The 24,134-nt window shown below is 72.3% G+C and carries 21 protein-coding genes; 16 read left to right on the top strand and 5 right to left on the bottom strand.

The genetic code is table 11. The annotated features are described in order from the left end of the window. Positions 1-12: 12 nt before the first annotated feature. The 3 genes from HZF07_RS16170 to HZF07_RS16180 are packed head-to-tail and all read left to right on the top strand — an operon-like array spanning position 13 to position 2,449. Entirely contained in the window at positions 13-1,146 is a 1,134-nt protein-coding gene (locus HZF07_RS16170; protein ID WP_157342986.1) for a GTPase family protein, read from the top strand. Then, positions 1,143-1,763, top strand: a complete 621-nt coding sequence (locus HZF07_RS16175) for a class I SAM-dependent methyltransferase (protein ID WP_157342988.1) — start codon at positions 1,143-1,145, stop codon at positions 1,761-1,763. Before HZF07_RS16170 ends, HZF07_RS16175 begins: the two co-directional genes overlap by 4 nt. Next, the gene (locus tag HZF07_RS16180) at positions 1,760-2,449 is read left to right on the top strand and encodes an NAD-dependent deacylase (RefSeq protein ID WP_157342990.1); all 690 of its coding nucleotides are present in this window, start codon (positions 1,760-1,762) and stop codon (positions 2,447-2,449) included. The genes HZF07_RS16175 and HZF07_RS16180 overlap by 4 nt, the downstream gene beginning before the upstream one ends. Here HZF07_RS16180 and HZF07_RS16185 read toward each other — a convergent pair. Next, complete coding sequence (locus HZF07_RS16185) at positions 2,430-3,206, bottom strand: TetR/AcrR family transcriptional regulator (protein WP_157342992.1); 777 nt, start codon at positions 3,204-3,206, stop codon at positions 2,430-2,432. The two genes, HZF07_RS16180 and HZF07_RS16185, sit on opposite strands and share 20 nt — an antisense overlap. A gap of 119 nt (positions 3,207-3,325) precedes the next feature. Between HZF07_RS16185 and HZF07_RS16190 the strand changes: the two genes are divergently transcribed. Then, positions 3,326-5,488 carry an MMPL family transporter gene (locus HZF07_RS16190; protein WP_181645272.1) on the top strand — a complete coding sequence of 721 codons (2,163 nt, stop codon included), beginning with the start codon at positions 3,326-3,328 and terminating at the stop codon, positions 5,486-5,488. A 73-nt stretch (positions 5,489-5,561) separates the two neighbouring features. Then, on the top strand, positions 5,562-6,269 hold the full coding sequence (locus tag HZF07_RS16195; RefSeq protein WP_157342997.1) for a hypothetical protein: 708 nt from the start codon (positions 5,562-5,564) through the stop codon (positions 6,267-6,269). On the opposite strand, the gene treZ is transcribed toward HZF07_RS16195, so the two are convergent. Genes treZ through glgX form a run of 3 tightly spaced genes read right to left on the bottom strand, consistent with a single transcriptional unit; the run spans position 6,253 to position 12,448 of the window. Continuing rightward, positions 6,253-8,022 (bottom strand): malto-oligosyltrehalose trehalohydrolase, encoded by a 1,770-nt coding sequence (treZ, locus tag HZF07_RS16200; RefSeq protein WP_181645273.1) that lies wholly within the window; start codon positions 8,020-8,022, stop codon positions 6,253-6,255. The two genes, HZF07_RS16195 and treZ, sit on opposite strands and share 17 nt — an antisense overlap. Further along, complete coding sequence (gene treY / locus HZF07_RS16205) at positions 8,019-10,268, bottom strand: malto-oligosyltrehalose synthase (RefSeq protein ID WP_157342999.1); 2,250 nt, start codon at positions 10,266-10,268, stop codon at positions 8,019-8,021. Before treY ends, treZ begins: the two co-directional genes overlap by 4 nt. A gap of 2 nt (positions 10,269-10,270) precedes the next feature. Continuing rightward, entirely contained in the window at positions 10,271-12,448 is a 2,178-nt protein-coding gene (glgX, locus tag HZF07_RS16210) for a glycogen debranching protein GlgX (RefSeq protein ID WP_181645550.1), read from the bottom strand. A gap of 133 nt (positions 12,449-12,581) precedes the next feature. Between glgX and HZF07_RS16215 the strand changes: the two genes are divergently transcribed. The 7 genes from HZF07_RS16215 (at position 12,582) to HZF07_RS16245 (ending at position 18,465) form a co-directional block, all read left to right on the top strand. Next, positions 12,582-14,027 (top strand): MDR family MFS transporter, encoded by a 1,446-nt coding sequence (locus tag HZF07_RS16215; RefSeq protein WP_309504792.1) that lies wholly within the window; start codon positions 12,582-12,584, stop codon positions 14,025-14,027. Positions 14,028-14,090: 63 nt separating this feature from the next. Next, positions 14,091-14,825: a VIT1/CCC1 transporter family protein gene (locus tag HZF07_RS16220; protein ID WP_157343003.1), complete on the top strand. Its 735-nt coding sequence runs from the start codon at positions 14,091-14,093 to the stop codon at positions 14,823-14,825. A 7-nt stretch (positions 14,826-14,832) separates the two neighbouring features. Then, positions 14,833-15,390 (top strand): RNA 2',3'-cyclic phosphodiesterase, encoded by a 558-nt coding sequence (thpR, locus tag HZF07_RS16225; protein WP_232523063.1) that lies wholly within the window; start codon positions 14,833-14,835, stop codon positions 15,388-15,390. Positions 15,391-15,439: 49 nt separating this feature from the next. Beyond that, a complete protein-coding gene (locus tag HZF07_RS16230) occupies positions 15,440-16,564 on the top strand; it encodes an NAD(P) transhydrogenase subunit alpha (protein WP_181645274.1) in 1,125 nt (374 codons plus the stop codon). Then, positions 16,554-16,880, top strand: a complete 327-nt coding sequence (locus tag HZF07_RS16235; protein ID WP_309504793.1) for an NAD(P) transhydrogenase subunit alpha part 2 — start codon at positions 16,554-16,556, stop codon at positions 16,878-16,880. The genes HZF07_RS16230 and HZF07_RS16235 overlap by 11 nt, the downstream gene beginning before the upstream one ends. Then, a complete protein-coding gene (locus HZF07_RS16240; protein WP_157343005.1) occupies positions 16,880-18,259 on the top strand; it encodes an NAD(P)(+) transhydrogenase (Re/Si-specific) subunit beta in 1,380 nt (459 codons plus the stop codon). Before HZF07_RS16235 ends, HZF07_RS16240 begins: the two co-directional genes overlap by 1 nt. 29 nt (positions 18,260-18,288) lie before the next feature. Continuing rightward, a complete protein-coding gene (locus HZF07_RS16245) occupies positions 18,289-18,465 on the top strand; it encodes a hypothetical protein (RefSeq protein ID WP_157343006.1) in 177 nt (58 codons plus the stop codon). 127 nt (positions 18,466-18,592) lie between these two features. On the opposite strand, the gene upp is transcribed toward HZF07_RS16245, so the two are convergent. Continuing rightward, a complete protein-coding gene (gene upp / locus HZF07_RS16250) occupies positions 18,593-19,234 on the bottom strand; it encodes a uracil phosphoribosyltransferase (protein ID WP_157343007.1) in 642 nt (213 codons plus the stop codon). Between the two features lie 113 nt (positions 19,235-19,347). On the opposite strand from upp, the gene HZF07_RS16255 reads away from it, so the two are divergent. The 4 genes from HZF07_RS16255 to HZF07_RS16270 all read left to right on the top strand — a co-directional run bounded on the left by HZF07_RS16255 (position 19,348) and on the right by HZF07_RS16270 (position 24,132). Continuing rightward, complete coding sequence (locus HZF07_RS16255) at positions 19,348-19,833, top strand: tRNA adenosine deaminase-associated protein (protein WP_157343008.1); 486 nt, start codon at positions 19,348-19,350, stop codon at positions 19,831-19,833. A gap of 131 nt (positions 19,834-19,964) precedes the next feature. Then, positions 19,965-22,544, top strand: a complete 2,580-nt coding sequence (locus tag HZF07_RS16260; protein WP_157343009.1) for a family 78 glycoside hydrolase catalytic domain — start codon at positions 19,965-19,967, stop codon at positions 22,542-22,544. A 125-nt stretch (positions 22,545-22,669) separates the two neighbouring features. Next, the gene (locus HZF07_RS16265) at positions 22,670-23,185 is read left to right on the top strand and encodes a SigE family RNA polymerase sigma factor (protein WP_157343010.1); all 516 of its coding nucleotides are present in this window, start codon (positions 22,670-22,672) and stop codon (positions 23,183-23,185) included. Next, positions 23,182-24,132 (top strand): septum formation family protein, encoded by a 951-nt coding sequence (locus tag HZF07_RS16270; protein ID WP_157343012.1) that lies wholly within the window; start codon positions 23,182-23,184, stop codon positions 24,130-24,132. Before HZF07_RS16265 ends, HZF07_RS16270 begins: the two co-directional genes overlap by 4 nt. Positions 24,133-24,134: the final 2 nt, after the last annotated feature.

Here is a 24,134-nt window from a genome sequence, read left to right on the forward strand (position 1 = left end):
GACGCTGGGTGCATGGCGAAGCCCACGGACGCGTGGTTCGGCCAGGCCTTCGGGAAGGCGTGGAAGGACAAGGCGGAGGAGATCGGCCGCTTCAACCTCGCCATCTTCGGCAAGACCGGCGTCGGCAAGAGCACGCTCGTCAACGCGATCTTCGGCGAGGAGATCGCCGCGACCGGGATCGGTGAGCCGGTCACCCGGGCCGCGCACCTCTACCTCCACCAGAGCGGCACCCTCGGCGTGCTCGACACCCGCGGCCTCGAGGTCGGCAAGGACAACGCGACGCTCATCGCGGAGCTCGACGACTACCTCCACGGGATGCGCCGCCGGCCGCTTCCCGAGCAGGTGCACGTCGCCTGGTACTGCGTCCGGGCCGGTGACCGCCGCTTCGAGCCCAGCGAGGCGGACTTCGTCCGCGCGCTGCACGCGATGGGCCTGCCGGTGGTCATGGTGCTCACCCAGGTGCCGACGTCCCGGGGCAAGGTGCATCCCGACGCCGAGGCGCTGGCGGCCAGCATCGCGGCCATGGACCTGCCGATCCAGGACGGCCTGATCCACTACACGATGGCCAAGGCCGACGAGTTCACCGGACAGGCGGCGTACGGACTGCAGGGGCTCCTCGATGCCACCTTTCGCGGCGCGCCCTCGGGCGTGGCCCACGCGATCACGGCGGCGCAGCAGATCGACTTCGACCGCAAGCGGGAGCGGGCGGAAGGAGCGATCAAGGTGGCGACGGGGGCAGCAGCCGCCGCCGGAGCCTCCCCCATCCCCTTCTCCGACGCCGCCATCCTCGTCCCCATCCAGCTCGGGATGATGGCGTCGATCGCGGTCACCTACGGGATCTCCGTGGAGCGCTCGACGGCGGCGTCGATGGCCGCCACCGCCGCCGCGACGACGGCGGGCCGGTCGGTCGTCGGCAACCTGCTCAAGTTCGTCCCGGGCGCGGGCACCGCCGTCGCCGGCACGATCAACGCGACGATCGCGAGCACCTTCACCTACGCGATCGGCCAGGCCTGGGTGCGGGTCTGCGAGCGGCTCGCCCGGGGTGACCTCCGGGCCGTCGGCGGCACGCTCGACAGCGACAGGATCCATCGTCTGTTCATGGACGAGTTCAAGGCCCAGGCCACCCGGAAGTCGCTGCCGAGATGAGCACGCGGTGGGAGCGGATCGCCCGCGAGACCGTCGGTGACGACTACGCGCAGCGGTACGCCGAGCGCTTCCGCGCGATGGCCGCGCGCGGCGAGGACGCGCACGGGGAGGCGGCCTTCGTGGCCGACCTGGTCGACCCGCCGGCGCGGGTGCTGGACGCGGGCTGCGGCACCGGCCGGGTCGCCGTCCGCCTGGCGGAGCTGGGGTACGCCGTCGTCGGGGTCGACCTCGACGGGTCCATGCTGGAGGTCGCGCGGGCCGAGGCGCCCGACCTCGACTGGCGGCGCGCCGACCTCGCGCGGCTCGACCTCGGCGAGACCTTCGACGTGGTGCTCGTGGCCGGCAACACGATCCCGCTGCTGGACCCGGGGACGCTGCTGGACGCCTGCGAGCGGCTCGGTGCGCACGTCACGCCGGGCGGCGTGGTCGTGTGCGGGTTCGGTCTCGACGCGGCGCACCTGCCGGGCGACTGCCCGCCGACCGCGCTCGCCGACGTGGACGCGGCGTTCGGCGTGCTCGGCATGGACGCGGTGGTCCGCTACGGCACCTGGGACCACCAGGCGTTCGACCCAGCGGACGGGTACGCCGTCACGCTCTACGCCGAGCCGCGCCGATGACCCGGATCGTCGTGCTCACCGGCGCCGGCGTCTCGGCGGAGAGCGGGGTCCCGACGTTCCGGGACGCCGACGGGCTGTGGGAGGGCCACCGCGTCGAGGACGTCGCGACCCCCGAGGCGTTCGCCCACCAGCCGGCCGTCGTCCACCGCTTCTACGACGCCCGCCGCGCGGCGCTCGCCGGCGTCGATCCCAACCCGGCGCACCGAGCCCTCGCCCGGCTGGAGCAGGCGCTCAGGGACGACCTGCTCGTCGTGACCCAGAACATCGACGACCTCCACGAGCGCGGCGGCTCGACGCGGGTCGTGCACATGCACGGCAGGTTGCGGGCGGCGCGGTGCGTCTCCTGCGACGCGCGGGTCGAGTGGCACGGCGACCTGGGGCACGAGCCGCCGTGTCCGGTGTGCCGGGCCAGCGCCCTGCGACCCGACGTCGTGTGGTTCGGGGAGATGCCCTACGACCTGGACCTGATCTTCGAGGCCCTCGACGACGCCGACCTCTTCGTCTCGATCGGCACGTCGGGAGCCGTCTACCCGGCCGCCGGGTTCGTGCGGCATGCCGCCGCCGGTGGCGCCCGCACGCTCGAGCTCAACCTCGACCCGAGCGCCGGGACGCACCACTTCGACGAGGCCCGCCACGGGGCCGCCTCGTCGCTGGTCCCCGAGTGGGTCAGCCAGCTGCTGCGGTGACCGGCTGCGCGAGCAGCGCGCGCACCATCGCCTCGAGCCGGGGCCAGTCGTCGGCGAGCCCGATGCGCGGCACGAAGTTGCGGAGCGTGTCGATGAACATCTCGCCGGACGCGATGACCCGCGGGTCCATGTGGCCGAACACCTCGAGGGCGACCACGCCGTAGAGCTGCGTCCAGCCCTGCATGTAGACCCAGATCAGCCCGCGCTCGTCGGGCGCGAGCCCCTCGGTCTCGGCGGGGATGAGCGGGTCGGTGACGGCGTCGCGCACCGACGGCGGCAGGTCCTCGACCGCAGGCACGGGATGGTGGTTGTGCTGCCACAGGGCGCGCATCTGGCCGGTGAGCAGGTGACCGGACGTGGCGAGGGTCAGCATCTCGCGACGGATGCAGTCGGCGTCGGCGACGGGGTTGGCGAAGACGAGCCCGAACTCGCGGGGGTTGGCGATCGCCCACTGCCGGAACGCCGTCGTCGAGACCAGCAGCCGCCCGGCGTAGTCGTCCTCCGGCAGCGCGTCGGCCGCCGCCCGGAAGCCCTCGGTCGCCGCCTTGTCGATCTCGAAGGCGACCAGGTCCACGAGCTCCTGGTAGCTGGCGACGTAGCGGTAGAGCGCCGGGGCGGTCACGCCCATCCGGCCCGCCACCGCACGCAGGGACAGCTCGGCGCCCTCGGCGAGCAGCTGCCGGGAGGCGCGCACGATCTCGTCGTACGTCGCCTCGCGCTGGCGCTCGCGTCGCGTCGGCTCCCGCAGTGTCCCCATGTGCGCTCCCCTCCGGCCGGATCCTCGCACCAGACCGTTGACGCGCACAGTTTACACCGTTTACGGTTTACACCGTTCACAAGAGTGACGGGTGTTCACCAATGGCGGGGGAGACGGCGATGTTGGAGCGATGGGGCGGGTTCGTGGCCCGCCGGGCGGTGTGGGTGCTGATGACGGCGATCCTGGTGACGGTGGGAGCCGCGGCGTACGGCAGCGGGGTCTTCGACTCCCTGAGCCAGGGCGGCTTCGACGACCACGGGTCCGAGTCGGCCCGGGAGCTCGACGCCGAGCGGGAGACCTTCGGCAACCGCTCGATCGACGTGGTGGCCGTCTACTCCAGCGACGAGCTCACCGCTGACGACCCGCAGTTCCGCGCCGCCGTCGAGGACGTGGTCGCCGCCCTCCCGAGCGGCGCCACCGCGCAGGTGGTGCCGTACTGGGCCGCCCCGGACGCCGGGCTGGTCTCCCGGGACGGGCACGCCGGACAGGTCCTGATCTCCCTGGCGGGCGAGAGCCAGGACGACTACCTCAGGCACTACGACGAGATCGAGCCCGGCCTGCACGCCGAGGGCCTCGACACCCACTTGGCCGGCTCCTTCGCCGTCTACAACGACGTCAACGAGATCACCTCGGAGGACCTCGAGCGCGCCGAGCTGGTCTCGCTGCCGCTGGTCGTGCTGCTCGCCCTGCTGATCTTCGGCAGTGCGGTCGCGGCGCTGATGCCCGCGATGGTCGGTGTGGTCGCCATGGTCGGCGCGCTCGCCGTCGTCCGCCTGCTCACCGGCGTCACCGAGGTCTCCGTCTTCGCGGTCAACGTGATCTCGCTGCTGGGCATCGGCCTGGCCATCGACTACGCGCTGTTCGTGATCAGCCGCTTCCGCGAGGAGCTCGCCCTCCTGCCCGACGAGCACCTCGACGCCGCCGCCATCGCCATCCGGCGCACGATGGCGACCGCCGGCCGGACCGTGCTGTTCTCCGGCCTCACGGTCGCGGCCGCGCTCGCGAGCCTGCTGATCTTCCCCCAGGCGTTCCTCAAGAGCATGGGGTACGGCGGCATCGCCGCGGTGCTGGTCGCGATGGTCGCCGCCCTCACGATCCTGCCCGCCACCCTGCGCCTGCTCGGCCACCGGATCGACCTCGGTCGGCTGCCGTGGCGCCGGCACCGGGCGGTCGCGGGCGCCGACGAGCACGGCCGCTGGGCGCGGCTCGCGACCGCGGTGATGCGCCGTCCCGTCCTCGTCATCGTCATGACCGTCGCGGCGCTGCTCGTGATCGCCTCGCCGTTCCTCGGCGCCCGATGGGGGAGCGTCGACCACCGGGTGCTGCCCGAGGACGCGCCGGCGCACCAGGCGCAGGTGCTGCTCAACGAGGAGTTCGGCGCGGAGACGTCCTCCGCCAGCCTCCTGCTGCGCGGCACCGCGGAGCCGGACGTCGCGGCCTACGTGCGCGACGTCGAGCAGGTCGTCGGCGTGGTCTCGGTCGTGCCGGTGGACCGGTCGGGTGACACGACGCTGCTGCGTGCCACCTGGGCGGGCAACAGCCAGTCCGCCGGGTCGCAGGACGTCGTCGCGTCGCTGCGCGCGATCGACCCGCCGTCCGGGACGGCGCTCGTCGGTGGCCTCAGCGCGAACACCGTCGACCTGATCGACTCGGTCGGTGCCCACCTGCCCTGGATGGGCCTGATCGTGGTCGTGGTGATGCTGGGCCTGCTCTTCGTCGCCTTCGGCTCCGTCGTGCTGCCGGTCAAGGCGGTGGTGATGAACCTCGTCTCGATCACTGCGTCCTTCGGCGTGGTCACGTGGATCTTCTCCGAGGGGCACCTGGCCGACCAGCTCGGCTTCGTCTCGCAGGGCTACCTCGACGCGACCATGCCGATCCTGATGCTCGCGATCCTCTTCGGGCTGTCGATGGACTACGAGGTCTTCCTCCTCTCGCGGATCCGCGAGCAGTACGACCTGACCGGCGACAACGACCGGGCCGTCGTCGTCGGCGTGCAGAAGACCGGGCGGATCATCACCAGTGCCGCGCTGCTGCTCGCGGTGGTGATCGGCGCCTTCGGCCTCTCCGGGATCGTGTTCATGAAGATGCTGGGCATCGGGATGCTGATCGCCCTGCTCATCGACGCGCCGCTCGTGCGCGCCGTGCTGGTGCCCGCGACGATGAAGCTCCTCGGTCGCTGGAACTGGTGGGCGCCCGGGCCGATGCTGCGCTGGTGGCAGCGGTACGGGATCCGCGAGGGCGAGCCGGCGCCGGCGCCGGCGGAGGCGCCGGCCGCGGTGTGACGTCCTCCACGTGCCGTCCGCGGGCGCGGACCGCGCCTAGCCAGCCCGCGAGCGTGAATGGGAGGGTCGAGGCATGACGACCAAGGTGGGCATGGCACTGGTGGCGCTCGGACTCGGCGCGGCCACCCTGACGGGCTGCGGTGGTGGCGGCAGCGACTTCGCGGAGAAGTCGGCCGACGACATCGTCAAGTCGTCGAAGTCGGACATGAAGGGCCTCGAGTCGGTCAAGGTCTCCGGCACGGTCACCAGTGACGACCAGGAGATCACCATCGACATGCAGTCCAACTCCGGCGGTGACTGCACCGGCTCGATCGGCGTCGACGAGGGCACGGCGGAGCTGCTCGGCGTGGACGGGGAGACGTGGATGCGTCCGGACGAGGCGTTCTGGCGCTCCTTCGGCGGCGAGAGCGCCGACCAGATCCTGTCCGTGGTGGGTGACAAGTGGGTCGTCATCGGCGCCGACGAGGACTCGTTCAACCAGTTCTGCGACGTGGACAAGCTGCTCGACGAGCTCCTCAAGGACGAGGAGGACGGCTCGACCTACAAGACGGTCGGCACCGACGAGGTGGACGGCGACGACGTCGTGAAGGTCGAGAACAACGACCCGGAGGACGGTCCCTCGATCGGCTACGTGCTCACCGACGACCCGCACTACCTCGTCAAGGTCGAGCGCACGGAGGGTGACGAGCAGGGCAGCGTGACGTTCTCCGCCTTCGACGAGGAGTTCGAGGTCGAGGCGCCGGCCGACGACGAGGTCGTCGACCTCAACTCGCTGGGCTGAGGCCCACCACGGCGCCGACGTGGGGCGGCAGGCGCAGCCTGCCGCCCGTCATCGTCGCGCCGCCGCCCGTCTCGACCAGCAGCTCGCCGTCCACGTCGACCTCGACCTGATCGGTCCCGAGGTTGAGCGCGACGAGCAGGTCGCCACGACGGAGGGTGAAGAGCCGGGTCTCGTCGTCGGCGGTGCACCGCACCGAGCCGAACGCGGGGTCGGTCGCCTCGGGCCGCTCCCGGCGCAGCCGGCCGAGCCGTCGGTAGAGGTCGAGCAGCCGGGCATGGCGGCCGTGCTCGGCCTCCGCCCAGTCGAGCTTGGAGCGGGCGAAGGTCTCGGGGTCCTGGGGGTCGGGGACGACCGCGGGGTCCCAGCCCATGCGCTCGAACTCCTTGATCCGGCCCTCGGCCGTCGCCGTGCCGAGCTCCGGCTCGGGGTGCGAGGTGAAGAACTGGAACGGCGTCGAGGCCGCCCACTCCTCGCCCATGAACAGCATCGGCGTGAACGGGCCGAGCAGCGTCAGCATCGCCGCGCACCCGAGCTGGTCGTCGTCGAGCACCTCGGTGACCCGGTCGCCGCGTGCCCGGTTGCCGATCTGGTCGTGGTTCTGGCTGCACACCACCAGCCGCCAGGTCGGCGTCGCCGCCCGGTCGATCGGCCGGCCGTGGTCGCGGCCCCGGAACGACGAGTAGGTGCCGTCGTGGAAGAAGCCCTGCTCGCACACCTTCACCAGCGCCGAGAGCGGCTCGAAGTCCGCGTAGTAGCCGTCGGTCTCACCGGTCAGCGCGACGTGGACCGCGTGGTGGAAGTCGTCGCTCCACTGGGCGTCCAGGCCGTAGCCGCCCGCCTCCCGCGGCCGGATCAGCCGCGGGTCGTTGAGGTCGGACTCGGCGATCAGCGTGAGCGGCCGGCGCAGGTGCGCGGACAGGGCCGCGACCTCGATCGCCATCTCCTCGAGCAGGTGCTGGTGGCTGGCGTCGTTGAGCGCGTGCACGGCGTCGAGCCGCAACCCGTCGACGTGGTAGTCCGACAGCCACATGCGCACGTTGTCCAGGACGTAGCGGCGCACCTCGTCGGACCCGGGGCCGTCGAGGTTGAGGAAGTCGCCCCAGGTGTTGGCGCCCGACTTGAGGTACGGCGCGAACTCCGGCAGGTAGTTGCCCGACGGCCCGAGGTGGTTGTAGACCACGTCCTGGATCACGCCGAGCCCCGCCGCGTGGCAGCCGTCGACGAACCGCCGGTAGCCCTCGGGGCCGCCGTAGCCCTCGTGGACGGCGAACCAGCCGACGCCGTCGTAGCCCCAGTTGTGCGTCCCGTTGAACGCGTTGACCGGCATCACCTCGACCAGGTCGACGCCGAGGTCCCGGAGGTGGTCGAGCCTGCCGAGCGCGGCGTCGAAGGTGCCCTCCGGGGTGAACGTGCCGACGTGCAGCTCGTAGACGACCGAGCCGGCGAGCTGCCGGCCGGTCCAGTCGCCGTCGGTCCAGGCGAACGACGACCGGTCGAGCCGGGACAGCTCGTGCACGCCGGCGGGCTGACGACGGGACCGCGGATCCGGGCGGGGTGTCGGGTTGTCGTCGATCAGGTAGCCGTAGTCGACGTCGTCGTGCTCGGCCGCCGGCGGCAACGGCTCGGCCGGCGTCCACCAGTCGTCGTCGCCACGTGCCATCTCGACGACCGACCTGCCCGCGTCGTCGTCGCAGACCAGCCGCACCCGCTGGGGGCGGGGAGCCCAGACGTCGAAGGGTCCCCGGGGCGTCACGACCCCTCCTGGACCAGCAGGGCGACGGGGTGCACCGCCAGCAGGTCGGCGAGCCGACCGGTCGTGCTGGTGCCGGTCAGGACGTCGTGCCACGTGCCCGGCGGCAGGTCGAGCGCGGTGTCGCGCCAGCCGCCGGCGGCGCCGAGGCCGACCGGCAGCCGGGTGACGACCGTGATCGCGCCGCCCCGGTCGAAGGCCAGCACGTGGTCGGCCGCCGGCCCCGTCGCGGTCACCGGCGCGTAGGAGAGGAAGAGCTCGGGTCGGTCGCGGCGCAGCGTCAGCGCCGAGCAGGTCACGTGCAGCTTGGTCACCGCGTCGTCCTCGGCGTCGCCGGCGAGCACCGCCGCGCGGTGGTCGAAGGCGACCGGACGGCGGTTGTCGGGGTCGACGAGCGAGGTCTCCCAGAGCTCGCTGCCCTGGTAGACGTCCGGCACGCCGGGCATCGTGAGCGCGAGGAGCTTGGCCGCGAGCGAGTTGGACCGCCCGGGCTCGTCGACGTGGCCGCACAGCTCGGCCAGGACCCGCCGCACGTCGGGGGAGTCGAACACGGCGTCGACGGCCGCGTGCACCTCCGCCTCGTACGCCGCGTCCGGCGCCGTCCACGTGGTGCGGTCGCCGGCCTCGCGCATCGCCTTCTCGGCGTACCCGTGCAGGCGCTCGCGCAGGTCGGGGAGGTGGTTGGGCGTCCAGGCACCGAGCACCGCCTGCCACAGCAGGGCGCCGAACCCGGGGTCGGGCAGCGGCGCGAGCCGCAGCAGCTCGTCGAGCGAGGCGGCCCAGACGTCGGGGATCTCGGCGAGCACGGCGATCCGGGCGCGCACGTCCTCGCCGCGCTTGGTGTCGTGGGTCGACAGCGTCGTCATCGCGTGCGGCCGCTCGCGCTGGCGCCGCGCCATCGCGTCGTGGAACTCCTCGACCCCGACCGCGAAGACGGCAGGGTCGCCGCCCACCTCGTTGAGCGAGGTCAGCCGCGACCAGCGGTAGAAGGAGCAGTCCTCCACGCCCTTGGCCATCACCATGCCGGACGTCTGCTGGAAGCGGCGCGCCGCGGCGGCCCAGGGGTCCGCGAGCACCGGCTCGAGCGCGTCGTACGCCGCCGCCAGGTCCGGCCGCGCCCGGCGAGCCCGGGCGAGGGCGATCCCGAGGTGGTCGCGCCCCTCGGGCAGGTAGGAGCGGTAGACGGGGAAGCACGCGAGCAGCTCGGCGACCGCGTCCTCGGCGTCCGGGACGGGGGCGGGCAGCTCGCGGACGATCCGCCGGACCTCCGCCTGCAGGATGCCGTCGGCGACGGCCCGCTTGCTGTCGTGCACCATCACCGCCCAGTCGACCGGCCCGCCCCGCAGGCGCGTCTCGAGCTCGTCGAGCGGCTTCTCCCCGGCCGGGTCCGTGAGCACCCGGTCGACGAGCGCGAGCGCGTCGTAGCCGGTCGTGCCGGCCGTCGCCCAGGAGGACGGGAGCGTCTCGCCGGGCTCGAGGATCTTCTCGACCAGCACGTAGGCGTCGTTCGTCAGGTCGGCCAGGTCGTCGAGGTAGCGGCCCGGGAAGCGCAGCCCGTCGGGGTGGTCGACGCGCAGCCCGTCGACGAGGCCGGCCTCGAACCAGCGCCGGACCTCCGCGTGGGTGCGGGCAAACACCTCCGGGTCCTCGACCCGCACGGCGGCGAGCGTGTTGACCGCGAAGAACCGTCGGTAGTTGAGCTGGTCGTCGGCGGCGCGCCAGCTGACGAGCGCGTAGTGCTGCTCCTCGAGCGCGGTCGTGCCGGGCGCCATCGGGAACCGGTGGTCGTGGTAGCGGACCTCGTCACCCTCGACGCGGATCGCGCCCTCGTCGCCGTCGCCGACGACCGGGATGAGCAGCTTGCCGCCGCCGGCCGCCCAGTCGACGTCGAACGCCACCGCGTGCTCCGACTCGCGGCCCAGGCGCAGCAGGTCCCACCACCAGGCGTTCTCCGCCGGCGTCGCGACGCCGACGTGGTTGGGCACGATGTCGACGAGCACGCCCATCCCCAGCCGGTGCGCCTCCCGCGACAGCGTCGCCAGCCCGGCGTCGCCGCCACGCTGCGGGTCGACGCCGTCGAAGCCGACCACGTCGTACCCGTGCTGGCTGCCCGGCTCCGAGGGCAGCAACGGCGAGAGGTAGACCCAGTCGACGCCGAGGGCGTGGAGGTAGGGCAGCCGGCGCGCGGCCTCGACCAGGTCGAAGTCGGGCGTGATCTGCAGGCGGTACGTCGAGACCGGGACCCGCATCGTCAGACCTTCCGGGCCTGCGCGACCGAGGCGGCGACGGACGAGTCGGGCTCGACCTCGGGGGCCCGGTGCTCGCGGAGCACGACCATGCTGCGGTGCGGGATCGTGAAGGTCTCGCCGGCCGCGAACGTGCCGTCGTCGTCGGCCGAGCCGCCGGTGTCGATGACGACGTCCCACGCGTCGGCGTACTCGTCGGGTGGCAGCGTCACCGTCGTCTCGCCGTCGGCGTTGAAGTAGAGGAGGAAGTGCTCGTCCACGATCTGCTGACCGCGCGCGTCGAAGCCGGCGATGCCGTGGCCGTTGAGGTACATGCCCAGCGCCTGGGACCCGTCCTGCCAGTCGTCGTTCTCCATCGGCCGGCCGTCCAGGTGCAGCCAGACGATGTCGTTGAGCCGGTCGCCGTCGCCGCCGTCGGGCACCCGCACGGTGCCGCCGGTGAAGAAGCGCTTGCGCCGGAACGTCGGGTGGTCGCGGCGCAGCCGCGCCACGGCCGCCGTGAACTCGACCAGCGGCTTGTCGGCGTCCTCCCAGTGGATCCAGGAGAGCTCGTTGTCCTGGGCGTAGGTGTTGTTGTTGCCCTGCTGGGTGCGGCCCAGCTCGTCGCCGTGCAGCAGCATCGGCACGCCCTGGCTGAGCAGCAGCGTGGCGAGGAAGTTGCGCTGCGCGCGGGCCCGGGCGCCGAGGATCTCGGGGTCGTCCGTCGGCCCCTCGACGCCGTGGTTCCAGGAGCGGTTGTGGCTCTCGCCGTCGTTGCCGTCCTCGCCGTTGGCGTCGTTGTGCTTCTCGTCGTAGGACACCAGGTCGCGCATCGTGAAGCCGTCGTGGGCGGTGACGAAGTTGATGCTCGCCACCGGCCGCCGGCCGGAGTGCTCGTAGAGGTCGGCCGACCCGGCGATCCGCGACGCGAACTCGCCGAGCGACGGCTCGCCGCGCCAGAAGTCGCGGACGGTGTCGCGGTACTTGCCGTTCCACTCGGTCCACTGCGGCGGGAAGCCGCCGACCTGGTAGCCGCCGGGGCCGATGTCCCACGGCTCCGCGATCAGCTTGACCTGGCTGACGACCGGGTCCTGCTGGACGAGCTCGAAGAACGTCGAGAGCCGGTCGACGTCGTAGAACTCCCGCGCCAGCGTGGACGCCAGGTCGAAGCGGAAGCCGTCGACGTGCATCTCGGTGACCCAGTAGCGCAGCGAGTCCATCAGCAGCTGCAGCGAGTGGGGGTGCCGCACGTTGAGGCTGTTGCCGGTGCCGGTGTAGTCCATGTAGTAGCGCTGGTCGTCCTCGACGAGGCGGTAGTAGGCCGCGTTGTCGATGCCCTTGAAGCTCAGCGTCGGACCGAGGTGGTTGCCCTCCGCGGTGTGGTTGTAGACCACGTCGAGGATCACCTCGATGCCCGCGGCGTGCAGGTCCTTGACCATCGACTTGAACTCCTGGACCTGCTGGCCCAGCCGCTGCTCGTCGACCGCCATCGAGGAGTACGCCGCGTGCGGCGCGAAGAACCCGAGGGTGTTGTAGCCCCAGTAGTTGCGCAGCCCCTTGTCGAGCAGCGTGCTGTCCTGGATGAACTGGTGCACGGGCATCAGCTCGATCGCGGTGACGCCCAGCTTGGTGAGGTGGTCGGTGACCGCCGGGTGGGCGACGCCGGCGTACGTGCCGCGGAGGTCCTCGGGTACGTCGGGGTGCAGCTGCGTCAGCCCCTTGACGTGCGCCTCGTAGATGATCGACTCGTTGTAGGGGTAGTCGAGACGCCGGTCGCCCTCCCAGTCGAAGAACGGATTGATGACCACGCCGTAGGTCATGTGCGGCGCCGAGTCGTCGTCGTTGCGCGAGTCCTCGTCGCCGAAGTTGTAGGAGAACAGCGCCTGGTCCCAGTCGATCTCCCGCGCCGTCGCCTTGGCGTAGGGGTCGAGCAGCAGCTTGTTGGGGTTGCAGCGCAGCCCCAGCTTCGGGTCCCACGGGCCGTGCACCCGGTAGCCGTAGCGCTGCCCCGGCTGCACCGTCGGCAGGTAGCAGTGCCAGACGTACGCATCGACCTCGGACAGCGCGATCCGGGTCTCGGTGCCGTCGGCGTCGAAGAGGCAGAGCTCCACGCGCTCGGCGACCTCGCTGAACAGCGCGAAGTTCGTCCCGCTGCCGTCGAACGTCGCCCCCAACGGATAGGCGCTGCCCGGCCAGACCTCCACCACGTTCTCCACCCTGTTGCGCACCCTGTTGCCCCTGACGTTCATTGGATCGATCAAACCAGGCTTACCCGCATCCGGGGTACCCCGAACCCCCGGGGAACAAATCGAGGTGGCCGGGAGGTTGGCGCCGTACGTGACGGTCAACGAGGTCTCCCGTGCCAGCGTCGGGCTGCGCAGCGAGCGCGGGCCCGTCCTGCTCTCCGTCATGCTCAGCCTCGGGCTGGTGGCGATCGACTCCACGATCCTCGCCACCGCGGTGCCGTCGATCGTCTCGGACCTCGGCGGCTTCACGCAGTTCCCGTGGCTCTTCTCGATCTACCTGCTCGCGCAGGCGGTCACGGTCCCGATCTACGCGAAGCTCGCGGACATCGTCGGCCGCAAGCCGGTGATGCTCGTCGGGATCGGCCTGTTCGTGCTCGGCTCGCTCCTGTGCGGGCTCGCCTGGAGCATGGGCGCGCTCATCGCGTTCCGCGCCGTGCAGGGCGTCGGTGCGGGCGCGGTGCAGCCGATGAGCATGACGATCGTCGGCGACATCTACACGCTCGAGGAGCGCGCGAAGGTGCAGGGCTACGTCGCCAGCGTGTGGGCGCTGTCGGCCGTGATCGGCCCGACCCTGGGTGGCGTCTTCACCGACTACCTCTCCTGGCGCTGGATCTTCCTCGTCAACCTGCCGCTGGGCATCGCGGCGTTCCTCATGCTCTGGCGGCGGTTCGAGGAGCGCGTCGAGCGCACCCGCCACTCCGTCGACTACGCCGGGTCCCTGCTGCTGACCGGCGGGGGCATCCTGCTGCTCCTCGCGCTGCTGGAGGGCGGCGTCCGGTGGGCGTGGGACTCCCCGACCAGCATCACGCTCTTCGCGGTCGCGGTGGTGCTGCTCGTCGCCTTCGTCGTGGTCGAGCAGCGGGCGGCCGAGCCGGTGCTGCCGCTGTGGGTCTTCCGCCGCCGCGTGGTCCTCTCGGCGATCCTCGCCTCGCTCGTCGTCGGCGTGCTCATGATGGGCCTGTCGTCGTACATCCCGCTCTACGCGCAGAGCGTGCTCGGCCACGACGCGTTGGTCTCCGGGCTGGCGCTGGCTGCCATGACACTGGGCTGGCCGATCGCGGCGTCGAACTCCGGGCGGCTCTACCTGACCGTCGGCTTCCGGACGACGATGCTGATCGGCGGGGTGATCGGCTTCGCCGGTGCGCTGCTGCTGCTCCCGATCGGACCGGACAGCTCGATCTGGGTGCTCGCGGCGCCCTGCTTCGTGATGGGCCTCGGGTTCGGGCTCGTGGCGAGCCCGTCGATCATCGCGGCGCAGTCGTCGGTCACCTGGGAGCACCGGGGCGTGGCGACGGGCAGCACGATGTTCGCGCGCTCCGTCGGCAGTGCGGTCGGTGTCGCGGTCTTCGGAGCGATCGCCAACGGCGTCGTCGCCGACCGGCTCGGCCGCGGGGTCCCCGACCTCGAGCACCTCACGCCGGACGTGCTGCACCCCGCCATCCACGCGGTCTTCGTCGTCTCCGCGGTCTTCGCGCTCGCGCTGCTGCTCGTCGGGCTGCTGATGACCAAGCACGTCGAGCAGCCGCGGGACGCATGAGTCGGCTGTGAGCACAGGCTGTCCTTGCTTGCGAGCGGCGCCGGGCAGGCGAAGGATTTCCCCATGACCGCCAGCGAGCTGACCCCGGCCGACGTCGGTCCGCACGCCCATGAGCCGCACGAGGGTGGCCTCAACAACCGGCTCAACTGGCTGCGCGCGGCCGTGCTCGGCGCCAACGACGGCATCGTCTCGACCGCCGGCATCGTGATCGGCGCGATGGGCGCGACCAGCGACCGGTCGGCGGTCGTGATCGCCGGTGTCGCGGGCCTCGCGGCCGGCGCGATGAGCATGGGCGCCGGGGAGTACGTGTCCGTCAGCACCCAGCGCGACTCGGAGCTGGCCCTGCTGGCGAAGGAGCGACGCGAGCTGCGCGAGGAGCCCGAGGAGGAGCTCGCCGAGCTCGCCGGCTTCTACGTCGAGCGGGGCCTCGACGAGGCGCTCGCGCTCGAGGTCGCCGAGGCGCTGAGCGCCAAGGACGCGCTCGCCGCGCACGCCGAGGTGGAGCTCGGCATCGACCCCGACGACATCTCCAGCCCGTGGCACGCGGCCTGGGCGTCGATGCTGTCGTTCACCGTCGGCGCCCTGCTGCCGCTGTGCACGATGGCGCTCGGCTCCGAGGCGCTGCGGCTCTGGCTGACCGTGGCCGTCGTCGTCGTCGCCCTCGCGGTCACCGGCTTCGTCAGCGCCCGCTTGGGCTACGCGCGCCCGGGCCGCGCGGTGCTCCGCAACGTGCTGGGCGGGCTCTTCGCCATGACCGTCACCTACCTGATCGGCTCGCTGCTCGGCACCCAGATCTAGCATGCGGATGTTCGCCGCCGTCGTCCCGCCACCGGGGGCCGTGGCGGACCTCGACGGGTTCCTGGAGGTACGGCGGGGGGCGGCGCCCTTCCGCTGGGCGAGCAGCGAGCAGCTGCACGTGACGCTGGCCTTCCTCGCCGAGGTCGAGGAGCGCCGGCTCGACGACCTGGCCGAGCGGCTGGCCCGCGCGGCCGCCAAGCGCACGGCGTTCGAGACCCGGATCGCGGGCGGCGGGGCCTTCCCGAACGCCGCCCGGGCCCGCGTCCTCTGGGCCGGCCTCGACCTCGACGAGGACGACCGCACCGAGCTCGACCGGCTCGCCACCGGCTGCCGCGCCGCCGCCAACCGGGCCGGGGTCGCCGTCGACGGGCAGCGCTTCAAGCCGCACGTCACCGTCGCCCGGATGCGCGTCCCGGGCGAGGTGTCCGACTGGGTCAGGCTCCTCGACGCGTACGCCGGGCCGCCGTGGCCGGTCGAGCGGGTCACGCTGGTGGCGTCCCACCTCGGTGAGGGGCCGCGCGGGCGACCGCGCTACGAGCCGCTCGGCGAGTTCGGGCTCGGCTGATCGGAGCGGTCCCTGTATCTCGTCGGTGTTGTGGCCTAGGTTGCGACGGGTGAAGATCGCGGTGGCGAGAGAGACACGCGACGGTGAGTCGCGGGTGGCGATGGTGCCGGAGCTGGTCGGCAGGCTGACCGCCCTCGGCTACGAGGTGGCCGTCGAGCCCGACGCCGGCCGACACGCGCTCCTCGCCGACGACGAGTACGCCGCCGCCGGAGCCGTCGTCGACGAGACCGCGCTCGACGGTGCCGACGTCGTCGTCGCGGTGCAGCCGCTGGCCACCGACAGCATCCGGCGCCTGCAGGCCGGGGCGGCGACGATCTCGTTCCTGCCGACCGGCCAGGAGCCCGAGGTCGTGGGTGCGTTGCGCGACGCGGGCATCACGTCGTTCGCGATGGAGCTGGTGCCGCGCATCTCGCGGGCGCAGTCGATGGACGCGCTGTCGTCGCAGGCGCTGGTGTCGGGCTACCGCTGTGCGGTCGTCGCGGCCGGGATGCTGCGCCGCTTCTTCCCCCTCAACATGACGGCCGCCGGCACGGTGCCGCCGGCCGAGGTCGTGGTGCTCGGCGCCGGCGTCGCCGGGCTCCAGGCGATCGCGACCGCGCGGCGCCTCGGCGCCGTCGTCAAGGCCTACGACGTGCGCGCGGCCGCCGCCGAGGAGATCCGCTCGATGGGCGCCCAGGCGATCGACCTGGAGCTCGACACTCTCGACGGTGCGGGCGGCTACGCCCGGGAGATGACCGAGGAGCGGGCCGCGCTGCAGATGGAGCGGCTCACGCCGTACGTCGCCGCGGCCGATGCGCTCATCACCACCGCCGCCGTGCCTGGCCGGCGGGCGCCGCTGCTGGTGACCCGCTCGATGGTCGAGCAGATGAAGCCCGGATCCGTGGTCGTCGACCTCGCGGCCGAGAGCGGCGGCAACGTCGAGGGAGCCGAGCCCGGCGAGGTCGTGCGCATCGGCAACGCCCAGGTCTGGGGCGGGCAGAACGTGCCGTCGCAGATGCCGGGGCCGGCATCCAAGCTCTACGCCCAGAACATCGTCAACATCGTGCAGCTGATGACGCTCGAGGGCGCCTTCGCGCCCGACTTCGAGGACGAGATCGTCGCCGGGTCGTGCGTGACCCACGGCGGCAGGATCCACCACGAACCCACCCGGCTCGCGTTGGAAGGTGAGGACTGACATGGACGAGGCCGTCGTCTGGCTGACGATCTTCGTGCTCAGCGTCTTCGTCGGCATCGAGGTGATCGCGAAGGTCTCCTCGACGCTGCACACCCCGCTGATGTCGGGCGCCAACGCCATCCACGGCGTCATCCTGCTCGGCGCCGTCCTCGTGACCGGCACGACCGACAACGACGCGGCGCTGGTCGTCGGACTGGTCGCGATCGTGCTGGCAGCGGTCAACATGGTCGGCGGGTTCGTGGTCACCGACCGGATGCTGAAGATGTTCGTGCGCAAGAAGCCCAAGCCGGCCGACACCAAGGGAGAGGCCGCCTGATGCCGACCTGGGTGCAGCTGGTCAACCTGGCCTGCGCGGTCTGCTTCATCCTCGCGCTCAAGGGCCTCTCCGGACCCAGGACCGCGCGTGCGGGCAACCTGCTCGGCGCCGCCGCGGCGGTCGTGGCCGTGGCGCTGCCGTTCATCTACCTCGACCTCGACCACGTGCCGCTCATCCTCGGCGCGATCGCCGTCGGCTCGGTGGCCGGCGTCGTCGGTGCCCAGCGGGTGCAGATGACGCAGATGCCCCAGATGGTGGCGCTCTTCAACGGCGTGGGCGGCGGTGCCGCCGCCCTGGTCGCCCTGCTCGAGCTGCACGAGATGCTCCCGCACGAGGAGGCGCACAGCTGGTTCGTCTTCGCCGCGACGGCGTTCACGATCCTCGTGGGCTCGATCTCCTTCTCGGGATCGGTCATCACCTTCGCCAAGCTCCAGGAGCTGATGACGTCGCGGCCGGTGGTCTTCCCTGGCCTGCCCGTCGTCTTCGGGCTCTCGGGCGTCGCCGCGATCGTGCTCGGCGTGCTCACCGTGACCGGCCCGACCGTCACGATCGGGGTCGTGCTGGCGCTCATCGGCCTGCTGATCGGGGTCCTCCTGGTGCTGCCGGTCGGTGGCGCCGACGTGCCGATCGTGATCTCGCTGCTCAACGCGTTCACCGGACTCACCGTGGCGGCCAGCGGCTACGTCCTCGACAACGTCGTGCTGCTCGTCGCCGGCACGCTCGTCGGTGCGTCCGGCACGTTCCTCACGATGCTCATGGCCAAGGCGATGGGCCGCTCGGTGACCAACATCCTCTTCGGCGCGCTCAAGGGTGGCTCGACGCTGGGCGCCGGCGAGGCGTCCGACCGTCCGGTCCGCTCGGCGGGCCCCGAGGACGTCGCGATCCTGCTGGGGTACGCCGACCGCGTGATCATCGTGCCCGGCTACGGCCTCGCGGTCGCCCAGGCGCAGCACACGCTGCGCGAGCTGGTCGACGTGCTGACCGCCCGCGGCACGAAGGTCGACTACGCCATCCACCCGGTGGCCGGCCGGATGCCCGGCCACATGAACGTGCTGCTCGCCGAGGCGCAGGTGCCCTACGAGCAGCTCGTCGAGATGGACCACATCAACGGCGACTTCAAGACGACCGACGTGGTGCTCGTCGTCGGCGCCAACGACGTGGTCAACCCGGCCGCGAAGACCAGCCCCGGCGCGCCGATCTACGGCATGCCGATCCTCAACGCCGACGAGGCGCGACAGATCGTCTTCATGAAGCGCTCGATGCGGCCCGGCTTCGCCGGCATCGAGAACGAGCTGCTCTTCGACCCCAAGACCACGCTGCTCTTCGGGGACGCGAAGGACTCGCTCGGCAAGCTGCTGAGCGCGGTCAAAGCATTGTGACGTCTGCTCGCCTGCGTCGTTGACCGGGCATGACTGATGACGACGACGACCTTCGCGGCCGTCCCGACGGGCACCGCTACGAGGCGCCCGAGTCCGACGACAGCCGGGTCAGCAAGGAGTGGGTCTACGCCGTGCTGGGCATCCTCGTGCTGGGGCTGATGGCACTGATCGCCACGGGCAAGGTGCAGATCTTCCCGGGCGGCTGACCGGCCAGATCCGGTCGTTGCCCCGAGAGCCCGCGGCCCGCTCGACCGAGCTCACCGCGGACCTGCCCAGCCGGTAGGCCACCGCGGATCCTGCGCGAGCGCCGCGCGGGCTACACCCGGGCGGTGGTCAGCCGGCGACGCCGTAGAGCCGGTCGCCGGCGTCACCCAGACCGGGGACGATGTAGCCCTTGTCGTTGAGCCTCTCGTCCATCGCGGCCGTGACGACCGTGACCGGCACGTCGAGACCCTCGAGGTCCTGCTCCAGGCGCGCGCAGCCCTCGGGCGCGGCGAGCAGGCAGATCGCCGTGATGTGGTCGGCGCCCCGGTCGGTGAGGAACTTGATCGCCGCGGCCAGCGTGCCGCCGGTCGCCAGCATCGGGTCGAGCACGTAGCACTGGCGGCCCGAGAGGTCGTCGGGCAGCCGCTCGGCGTACGTCGACGCCTCGAGCGTCTCCTCGTTGCGGATCATGCCGAGGAACCCGACCTCGGCCGTCGGCAGCAGCCGCATCATCCCGTCGAGCATGCCGAGCCCGGCGCGCAGGATCGGCACGACGAGCGGCTTCGGGGTGGCCAGCGAGACACCGGTCGTCGGCGAGACCGGCGTGCGGATCTCGTGGGCGGTGACCCGCACGTCGCGGGTGGCCTCGTAGGCGAGCAGCGTGACGAGCTCGTCGGCCAGGCGGCGGAACGTCGGCGAGTCGGTGTTCTCGTCGCGGAGGTGGGTCAGCTTGTGGGCGACGAGGGGGTGGTCGACGACGTGGGTGCGCATGGCGGAAACCCTAGTGCCAACTGACTGAAAGGGGGTTGGCCGCTCCCGCTCGGTCTGACACTCTGGAAGACCCGTTGGACGCCACGTGCGCGCAGGTGGATCGGAGGAGTGAGATGTCCGAACAGGTCGAGGCGGTGGACTTCGCTCTGGCCGCCTACCGCGAGGATGGTGTCTGGACCGTCGAGGAGCTCGCCGACGACGTGATCGAGGACGTCGAGACGCTCTCCCACGCGCTGCGCCGGTTCCCCGGGGACGGCGGTGCGGTCGGTCTGGTGGCGGTCGACGAGGACTTCTTCGTGATCGTCCGGGTCTCCGGTCCGACGACCCGGGTGCTGCTGTCCGACATCACCGCCGCGGACGAGTGGGAGCTCGCCGGCTCGGCGATCGACTTCCTGGGGCTGCCGCCGCCGGAGGACGAGGACCCGCAGGTGCCCGCCGGCGACCTCGACCTGCTCGGCGACCTCGGCATGCACGCCATGGACATGGGTGTGCTGCTCGACGACGTGGACCTCTACCCCGACGAGATGCTCTCCGACGTCGCCCGCAAGCTCGGCTTCGGCGAGCTCTTCGACGACGCCGTCGGCCTCACCTCGGCGTGACGTTCTGGGTCGCCCTGGGCGCGGGCGCCTTCGTGCTCTTCGCGCTGGCGTGGTGGAGCAGCGGGCCGGCTGATACCTGACCTCCGCCCTGGCTATTGGTGCCCCGCCGGCGCGGCGGTGAGGGTGGTCACATGCGCGTTCGTGTGGAGCACCTGGACACCGCCTTCGGCATCGGCGCCCGCCGCCCCCGGCTCTCCTGGCAGCTGCCGCCGGGTGCGCAGACCCAGGACGCCTACGAGCTCGCGCTCGACGACGGCACCACGACCGGGCGCGTCGACGCGCCCGACAACGTGCTGGTGGCGTGGCCGGGCCACGACCTCCGGTCCGGCGAGCGCCGCCGGGTGCGGGTCCGGGTGTGGGCCGACGGCGCCGACCTCGGCTGGTCGGGGTGGACCGACGTCGAGGCCGGGCTCCTCGACCCCGGCGACTGGTCGGCGTTCTGGATCCGCCCGGACGAGGCCGAGGTGCCGCGCGCGGGCGAGCGGCCGGCGTACCGGCTGCGCGGGCGGCTCGTCGTCGACCGGCCCGTTGCTGCCGCCCGCCTCTACGTCGCCGCCCACGGCCTGCACGAGACGACGCTGGACGGCGAGCGGGTGAGCGACGAGGAGCTCGCGCCGGGGTACACCGAGTACGACGTCCACACCCACGTGCGGGTCCACGACGTGCACCTGACCCGCGGGCCCCACACGATCGAGGCGCTGCTCGCGGACGGCTGGTACCGCGGCAAGGTGGGGGCGCCCCGGGCCAGCGACCAGTGGGGCGACCGCACGGCGTACCTCGCCCAGCTCGTCGTCGAGCACGAGGACGGCTCGGTCTCGGTCCACGGCACCGGGCCGGACTGGGAGTGGACGACGTCCCACGTGGTCGCCGCCGACCTCATCGACGGTCAGGTCGAGGACCGCCGTCTGCTGGGCTCGCCCGACTGGCGGCCGGTGGTCGTCGACGACCGCGGGCACGATGCGCTCACCTACTCGCCCGCGCCGCCGGTGCGGCCGGTCGAGGACGTCACGCCGATCGCGGTGACCGCGGTGCGGCCGGGTGTCCAGGTCGTCGACCTGGGCCAGAACATCAACGGCCACGTGCGGCTCTCCGCGCTCGGGCCCGAGGGCACCGAGCTCACGCTCACCCACGGCGAGGCGCTCGGCCCGGACGGCGACGTGACGATGGACCACCTGGTGCCGGCGCTGCCGTTCCTGCCCGACCTCACCGCCGGCCAGGTCGACCGCGTCGTGTCCGCCGGCGTCGAGGGCGACCTCTTCGAGCCGCGCTTCACCACCCACGGCTTCCGCTACGTCCGGATCGAGGGCGACCTCCCGCCGGTGTCGACCGACGACGTCGCCGGCGTCGTGGTGCACACCGACCTCGTCGAGAGGGGCGGCTTCGCCTGCTCCGACCCGCGGCTGGACAAGCTGCACCTCAACGCCGTCTGGAGCTTCCGCGGCAACGCCTGCGACGTCCCGACCGACTGCCCGACCCGCGAGCGCGCCGGCTGGACCGGCGACTGGCAGCTCTACATCCCGACCGCGTCGTACCTCTACGACGTCGCGGGGTTCTCGCTGAAGTGGCTGCGCGACCTGGTCGTCACCCAATGGGCGGACGGCACGCTCAACAACATGGCGCCGATGCCCAAGGCCGAGCGCACCGGGTTCCTCGAGAAGATGAACGGCTCGGCGGGCTGGGGCGACGCGATCCTCCTGGTGCCGTGGGAGATGTACGGCGAGTACGGCGACGTCGACGTGCTCGCCGAGACGTGGCCCGCGATGGTGCGCTGGCTGGACCGGATGGAGCGGATGGCGGCGACCGACCGGCACCCGGACCGGGTCGCCGCCCACCCCGAGCCGCGCCCCCACGACCGCTTCCTCTGGGACACGGGCTTCCACTGGGGCGAGTGGCTCGAGCCCGGCGGGCACCCGGGCGACGACTTCCCGGCCTTCGTCGCGAAGGACAAGGCCGAGGTCGCCACCGCGTTCTACGCCTGGTCGACCCGGCACGCCGCCGAGGTCGCTCGGGTGCTGGACGACAAGGAAGCCGCGGACCGCTACGACGAGCTGTCGCGCGCCGTCGTCGCGGCGTGGCAGGCGGAGTTCGTCGACGGGTCCGGGCGGATCACGCCGCACACGCAGGCCAACCTGGTGCGCGCGCTCCGCTTCGACCTGGTGCCCGAGACGCTCCGGCAGCGGACGGCCGACTACCTCGCCGCCCTGGTGCGCGCCGCCGGCGTCCACGTCGGCACCGGCTTCCTCGCCACCCCCGACCTGTTGCCGATGCTCGCCGAGCACGGGCACCTCGACCTCGCCTACGAGCTGCTGATGCAGGACACCTCGCCCTCCTGGCTGGCGATGGTCGACCGCGGCGCCACCACGGTCTGGGAGCTCTGGGACGGCATCGACGCCGACGGCGTGCCCCACGAGTCGCTCTCGCACTACTCCAAGGGGGCGGTCGTCTCCTTCCTGCACCGCTACACCTGCGGCCTGCAGCGCACCGCCCCGACCTGGCGCACCTTCCGGGTCGCGCCGCAGCCGGGCGCCGGCCTCACCTGGGCCCGCACCCACCACGACTCGCCGCACGGGCGGATCTCCGTCGCCTGGGCGCGCCTCGAGGACGTGCTCACCCTGGACCTCGTGGTGCCCCCGGGCTGCACCGCCGAGGTCGTGCTGCCGTCCGGGACGACCGAGCGGGTCGGTCCCGGGGCGCACGTGTTCACCGGCTGAGGGGCTGGCGGCCGACCGGGGACAGGCGCCACCCTGGGACCGGGCAACCATCGCGCGCCCCCAACGCGTCTTGGTAGCGATGTCGGCGCCCCCACCGGCATCGGCACCCCCGAGGTCGTGGTCGTATGGCAGACGTTGCGATGTTCGACGAGTTCGTCGTCGCGCGGTCCCAGGCGCTGGTCCGGTCGGCGTACCTGCTCATGCAGGACGAGGGGCTGGCCGAGGACCTGGTGCAGACGGCGCTGACGAAGTCGTGGTTCGCGTGGCAGCGGATCGACGACCCGGAGGCCTACGTGCGCCGGGTCATGGTGACCACGGCGACCTCGTGGTGGCGCCGGCGCTGGATCGGGGAGACCCCGTCCGGGGAGCGGCTCGCTGAGGACGCCGTGGTCGTCGCCGACCCGTCCGCGGAGTCGCAGGACCTGTGGGACGCCATCGGGCGGCTGCCGCGCCGGCAGCGCGCCGTGGTGGTGCTGCGGTACATGGAGGACCGCACCGAGTCCGAGACCGCGGAGCTCATGGGCTGCTCGGTCGGGACGGTGAAGAGCCAGTGCGCGAAGGCGCTGGCGAAGCTTCGGGTGGATCCCGCCGTGGGGTCCGCGCTCGACACGTCGCTGTCGGACGGAAGGAACGCGTCATGAACGGGTCCGACCTCAGGCAGCTCGCCCTGCGCGCCTCGTCCATGCCGGACCGGACGCCCGACCGTCTGGTCGAGCTGCACGAACGCGTCGCCGTCGTACGCCGTCGACGCCGCGTCACCGTGCTGGTCGCGTCCGCCGCGGCCATCATCCTGGTCGTCGCGATGAGCCTCGTCCTCGTCGCGGTCGGCTCGGGCGACCGCACGCCCGACCCCGCCCCGCCACCCGAGCCGAACGCGGACGTGAGCCGGCCAGCGGTCGGGACGTGCTGGCTGGTGCCACCCGCGTCATCCGGGTCACCCGACGACCAGGACTACTGGCGCGACGACTCCCCGCAGGTGCCGTGCAGCGAGGAGCACACCACCGAGACCGTGGCCGTCTGGACCGTGTCGGAGCCGACCGTCGCCGCCGCCACGGAGAAGGCTGAGGAGCTCTGCGGCAACCAGGTGGGCGCCTACCTCGGCCTCAACAGCGACCACTGGATCCCGTTCGGCTGGATCGCGTTCCTGCCGAGCGAGGACCAGATCGCAGACGGGGCGTCGTGGGTGCGCTGCGACGTGGTGTTCCCGAGCAACCCGGCGTGGAAGAGCGCCCGGCTCACGGTCGGCTCGGCGGCCGGGATCGCCGGCGATCCACCGCCGGAGTTCTGGGCGTGCGTCGACCAGCCTCTGACGGTGGCCGACCAGCCGTTCGTGCCGTGCGACCGGCCGCACCGCTACGAGCAGACCGGACGCGTCGCCGTGCTTGCCGGACTGACGGAGTACCCGGACGCGCAGCGGCGCGCCACGGCGGCAGTGCAGTGCGAGGCCGGCGTCCCGGCCCGGCTGGCCGGGTTCGAGGTCGACGCCGTCTGGCCCCCACGATCGGCGTTCGTCGCCGGCGGAAGCGTCACCGGCGTCTGCGTCGTCCACGACCCCGCGGGCGGCCCGCTGCCGCCGCGTCGACCCTGAGA

Source organism: Nocardioides agri, from assembly GCF_013778305.1.
GTDB classification, from domain to species: Bacteria; Actinomycetota; Actinomycetes; order Propionibacteriales; family Nocardioidaceae; genus Nocardioides; species Nocardioides agri.

Excerpts from the sequence above, each read along its gene's own strand:
- HZF07_RS16170 (WP_157342986.1), top strand. The coding sequence starts at position 13 with ATGGCGAAGCCCACGGACGCGTGGTTCGGCCAGGCCTTCGGGAAGGCG.
- upp (WP_157343007.1), bottom strand. The coding sequence starts at position 19,234 with ATGCGCACCCACGTCGTCGACCACCCCCTCGTCGCCCACAAGCTGACC.
- HZF07_RS16270 (WP_157343012.1), top strand. The coding sequence starts at position 23,182 with ATGAACGGGTCCGACCTCAGGCAGCTCGCCCTGCGCGCCTCGTCCATG.
- HZF07_RS16245 (WP_157343006.1), top strand. The coding sequence starts at position 18,289 with ATGACTGATGACGACGACGACCTTCGCGGCCGTCCCGACGGGCACCGC.
- HZF07_RS16220 (WP_157343003.1), top strand. The coding sequence starts at position 14,091 with ATGACCGCCAGCGAGCTGACCCCGGCCGACGTCGGTCCGCACGCCCAT.
- HZF07_RS16190 (WP_181645272.1), top strand. The coding sequence starts at position 3,326 with ATGTTGGAGCGATGGGGCGGGTTCGTGGCCCGCCGGGCGGTGTGGGTG.
- thpR (WP_232523063.1), top strand. The coding sequence starts at position 14,833 with ATGTTCGCCGCCGTCGTCCCGCCACCGGGGGCCGTGGCGGACCTCGAC.
- HZF07_RS16255 (WP_157343008.1), top strand. The coding sequence starts at position 19,348 with ATGTCCGAACAGGTCGAGGCGGTGGACTTCGCTCTGGCCGCCTACCGC.
- HZF07_RS16175 (WP_157342988.1), top strand. The coding sequence starts at position 1,143 with ATGAGCACGCGGTGGGAGCGGATCGCCCGCGAGACCGTCGGTGACGAC.
- HZF07_RS16265 (WP_157343010.1), top strand. The coding sequence starts at position 22,670 with ATGGCAGACGTTGCGATGTTCGACGAGTTCGTCGTCGCGCGGTCCCAG.
- HZF07_RS16195 (WP_157342997.1), top strand. The coding sequence starts at position 5,562 with ATGACGACCAAGGTGGGCATGGCACTGGTGGCGCTCGGACTCGGCGCG.
- HZF07_RS16260 (WP_157343009.1), top strand. The coding sequence starts at position 19,965 with ATGCGCGTTCGTGTGGAGCACCTGGACACCGCCTTCGGCATCGGCGCC.
- HZF07_RS16180 (WP_157342990.1), top strand. The coding sequence starts at position 1,760 with ATGACCCGGATCGTCGTGCTCACCGGCGCCGGCGTCTCGGCGGAGAGC.
- HZF07_RS16185 (WP_157342992.1), bottom strand. The coding sequence starts at position 3,206 with ATGGGGACACTGCGGGAGCCGACGCGACGCGAGCGCCAGCGCGAGGCG.
- treY (WP_157342999.1), bottom strand. The coding sequence starts at position 10,268 with ATGCGGGTCCCGGTCTCGACGTACCGCCTGCAGATCACGCCCGACTTC.
- HZF07_RS16240 (WP_157343005.1), top strand. The coding sequence starts at position 16,880 with ATGCCGACCTGGGTGCAGCTGGTCAACCTGGCCTGCGCGGTCTGCTTC.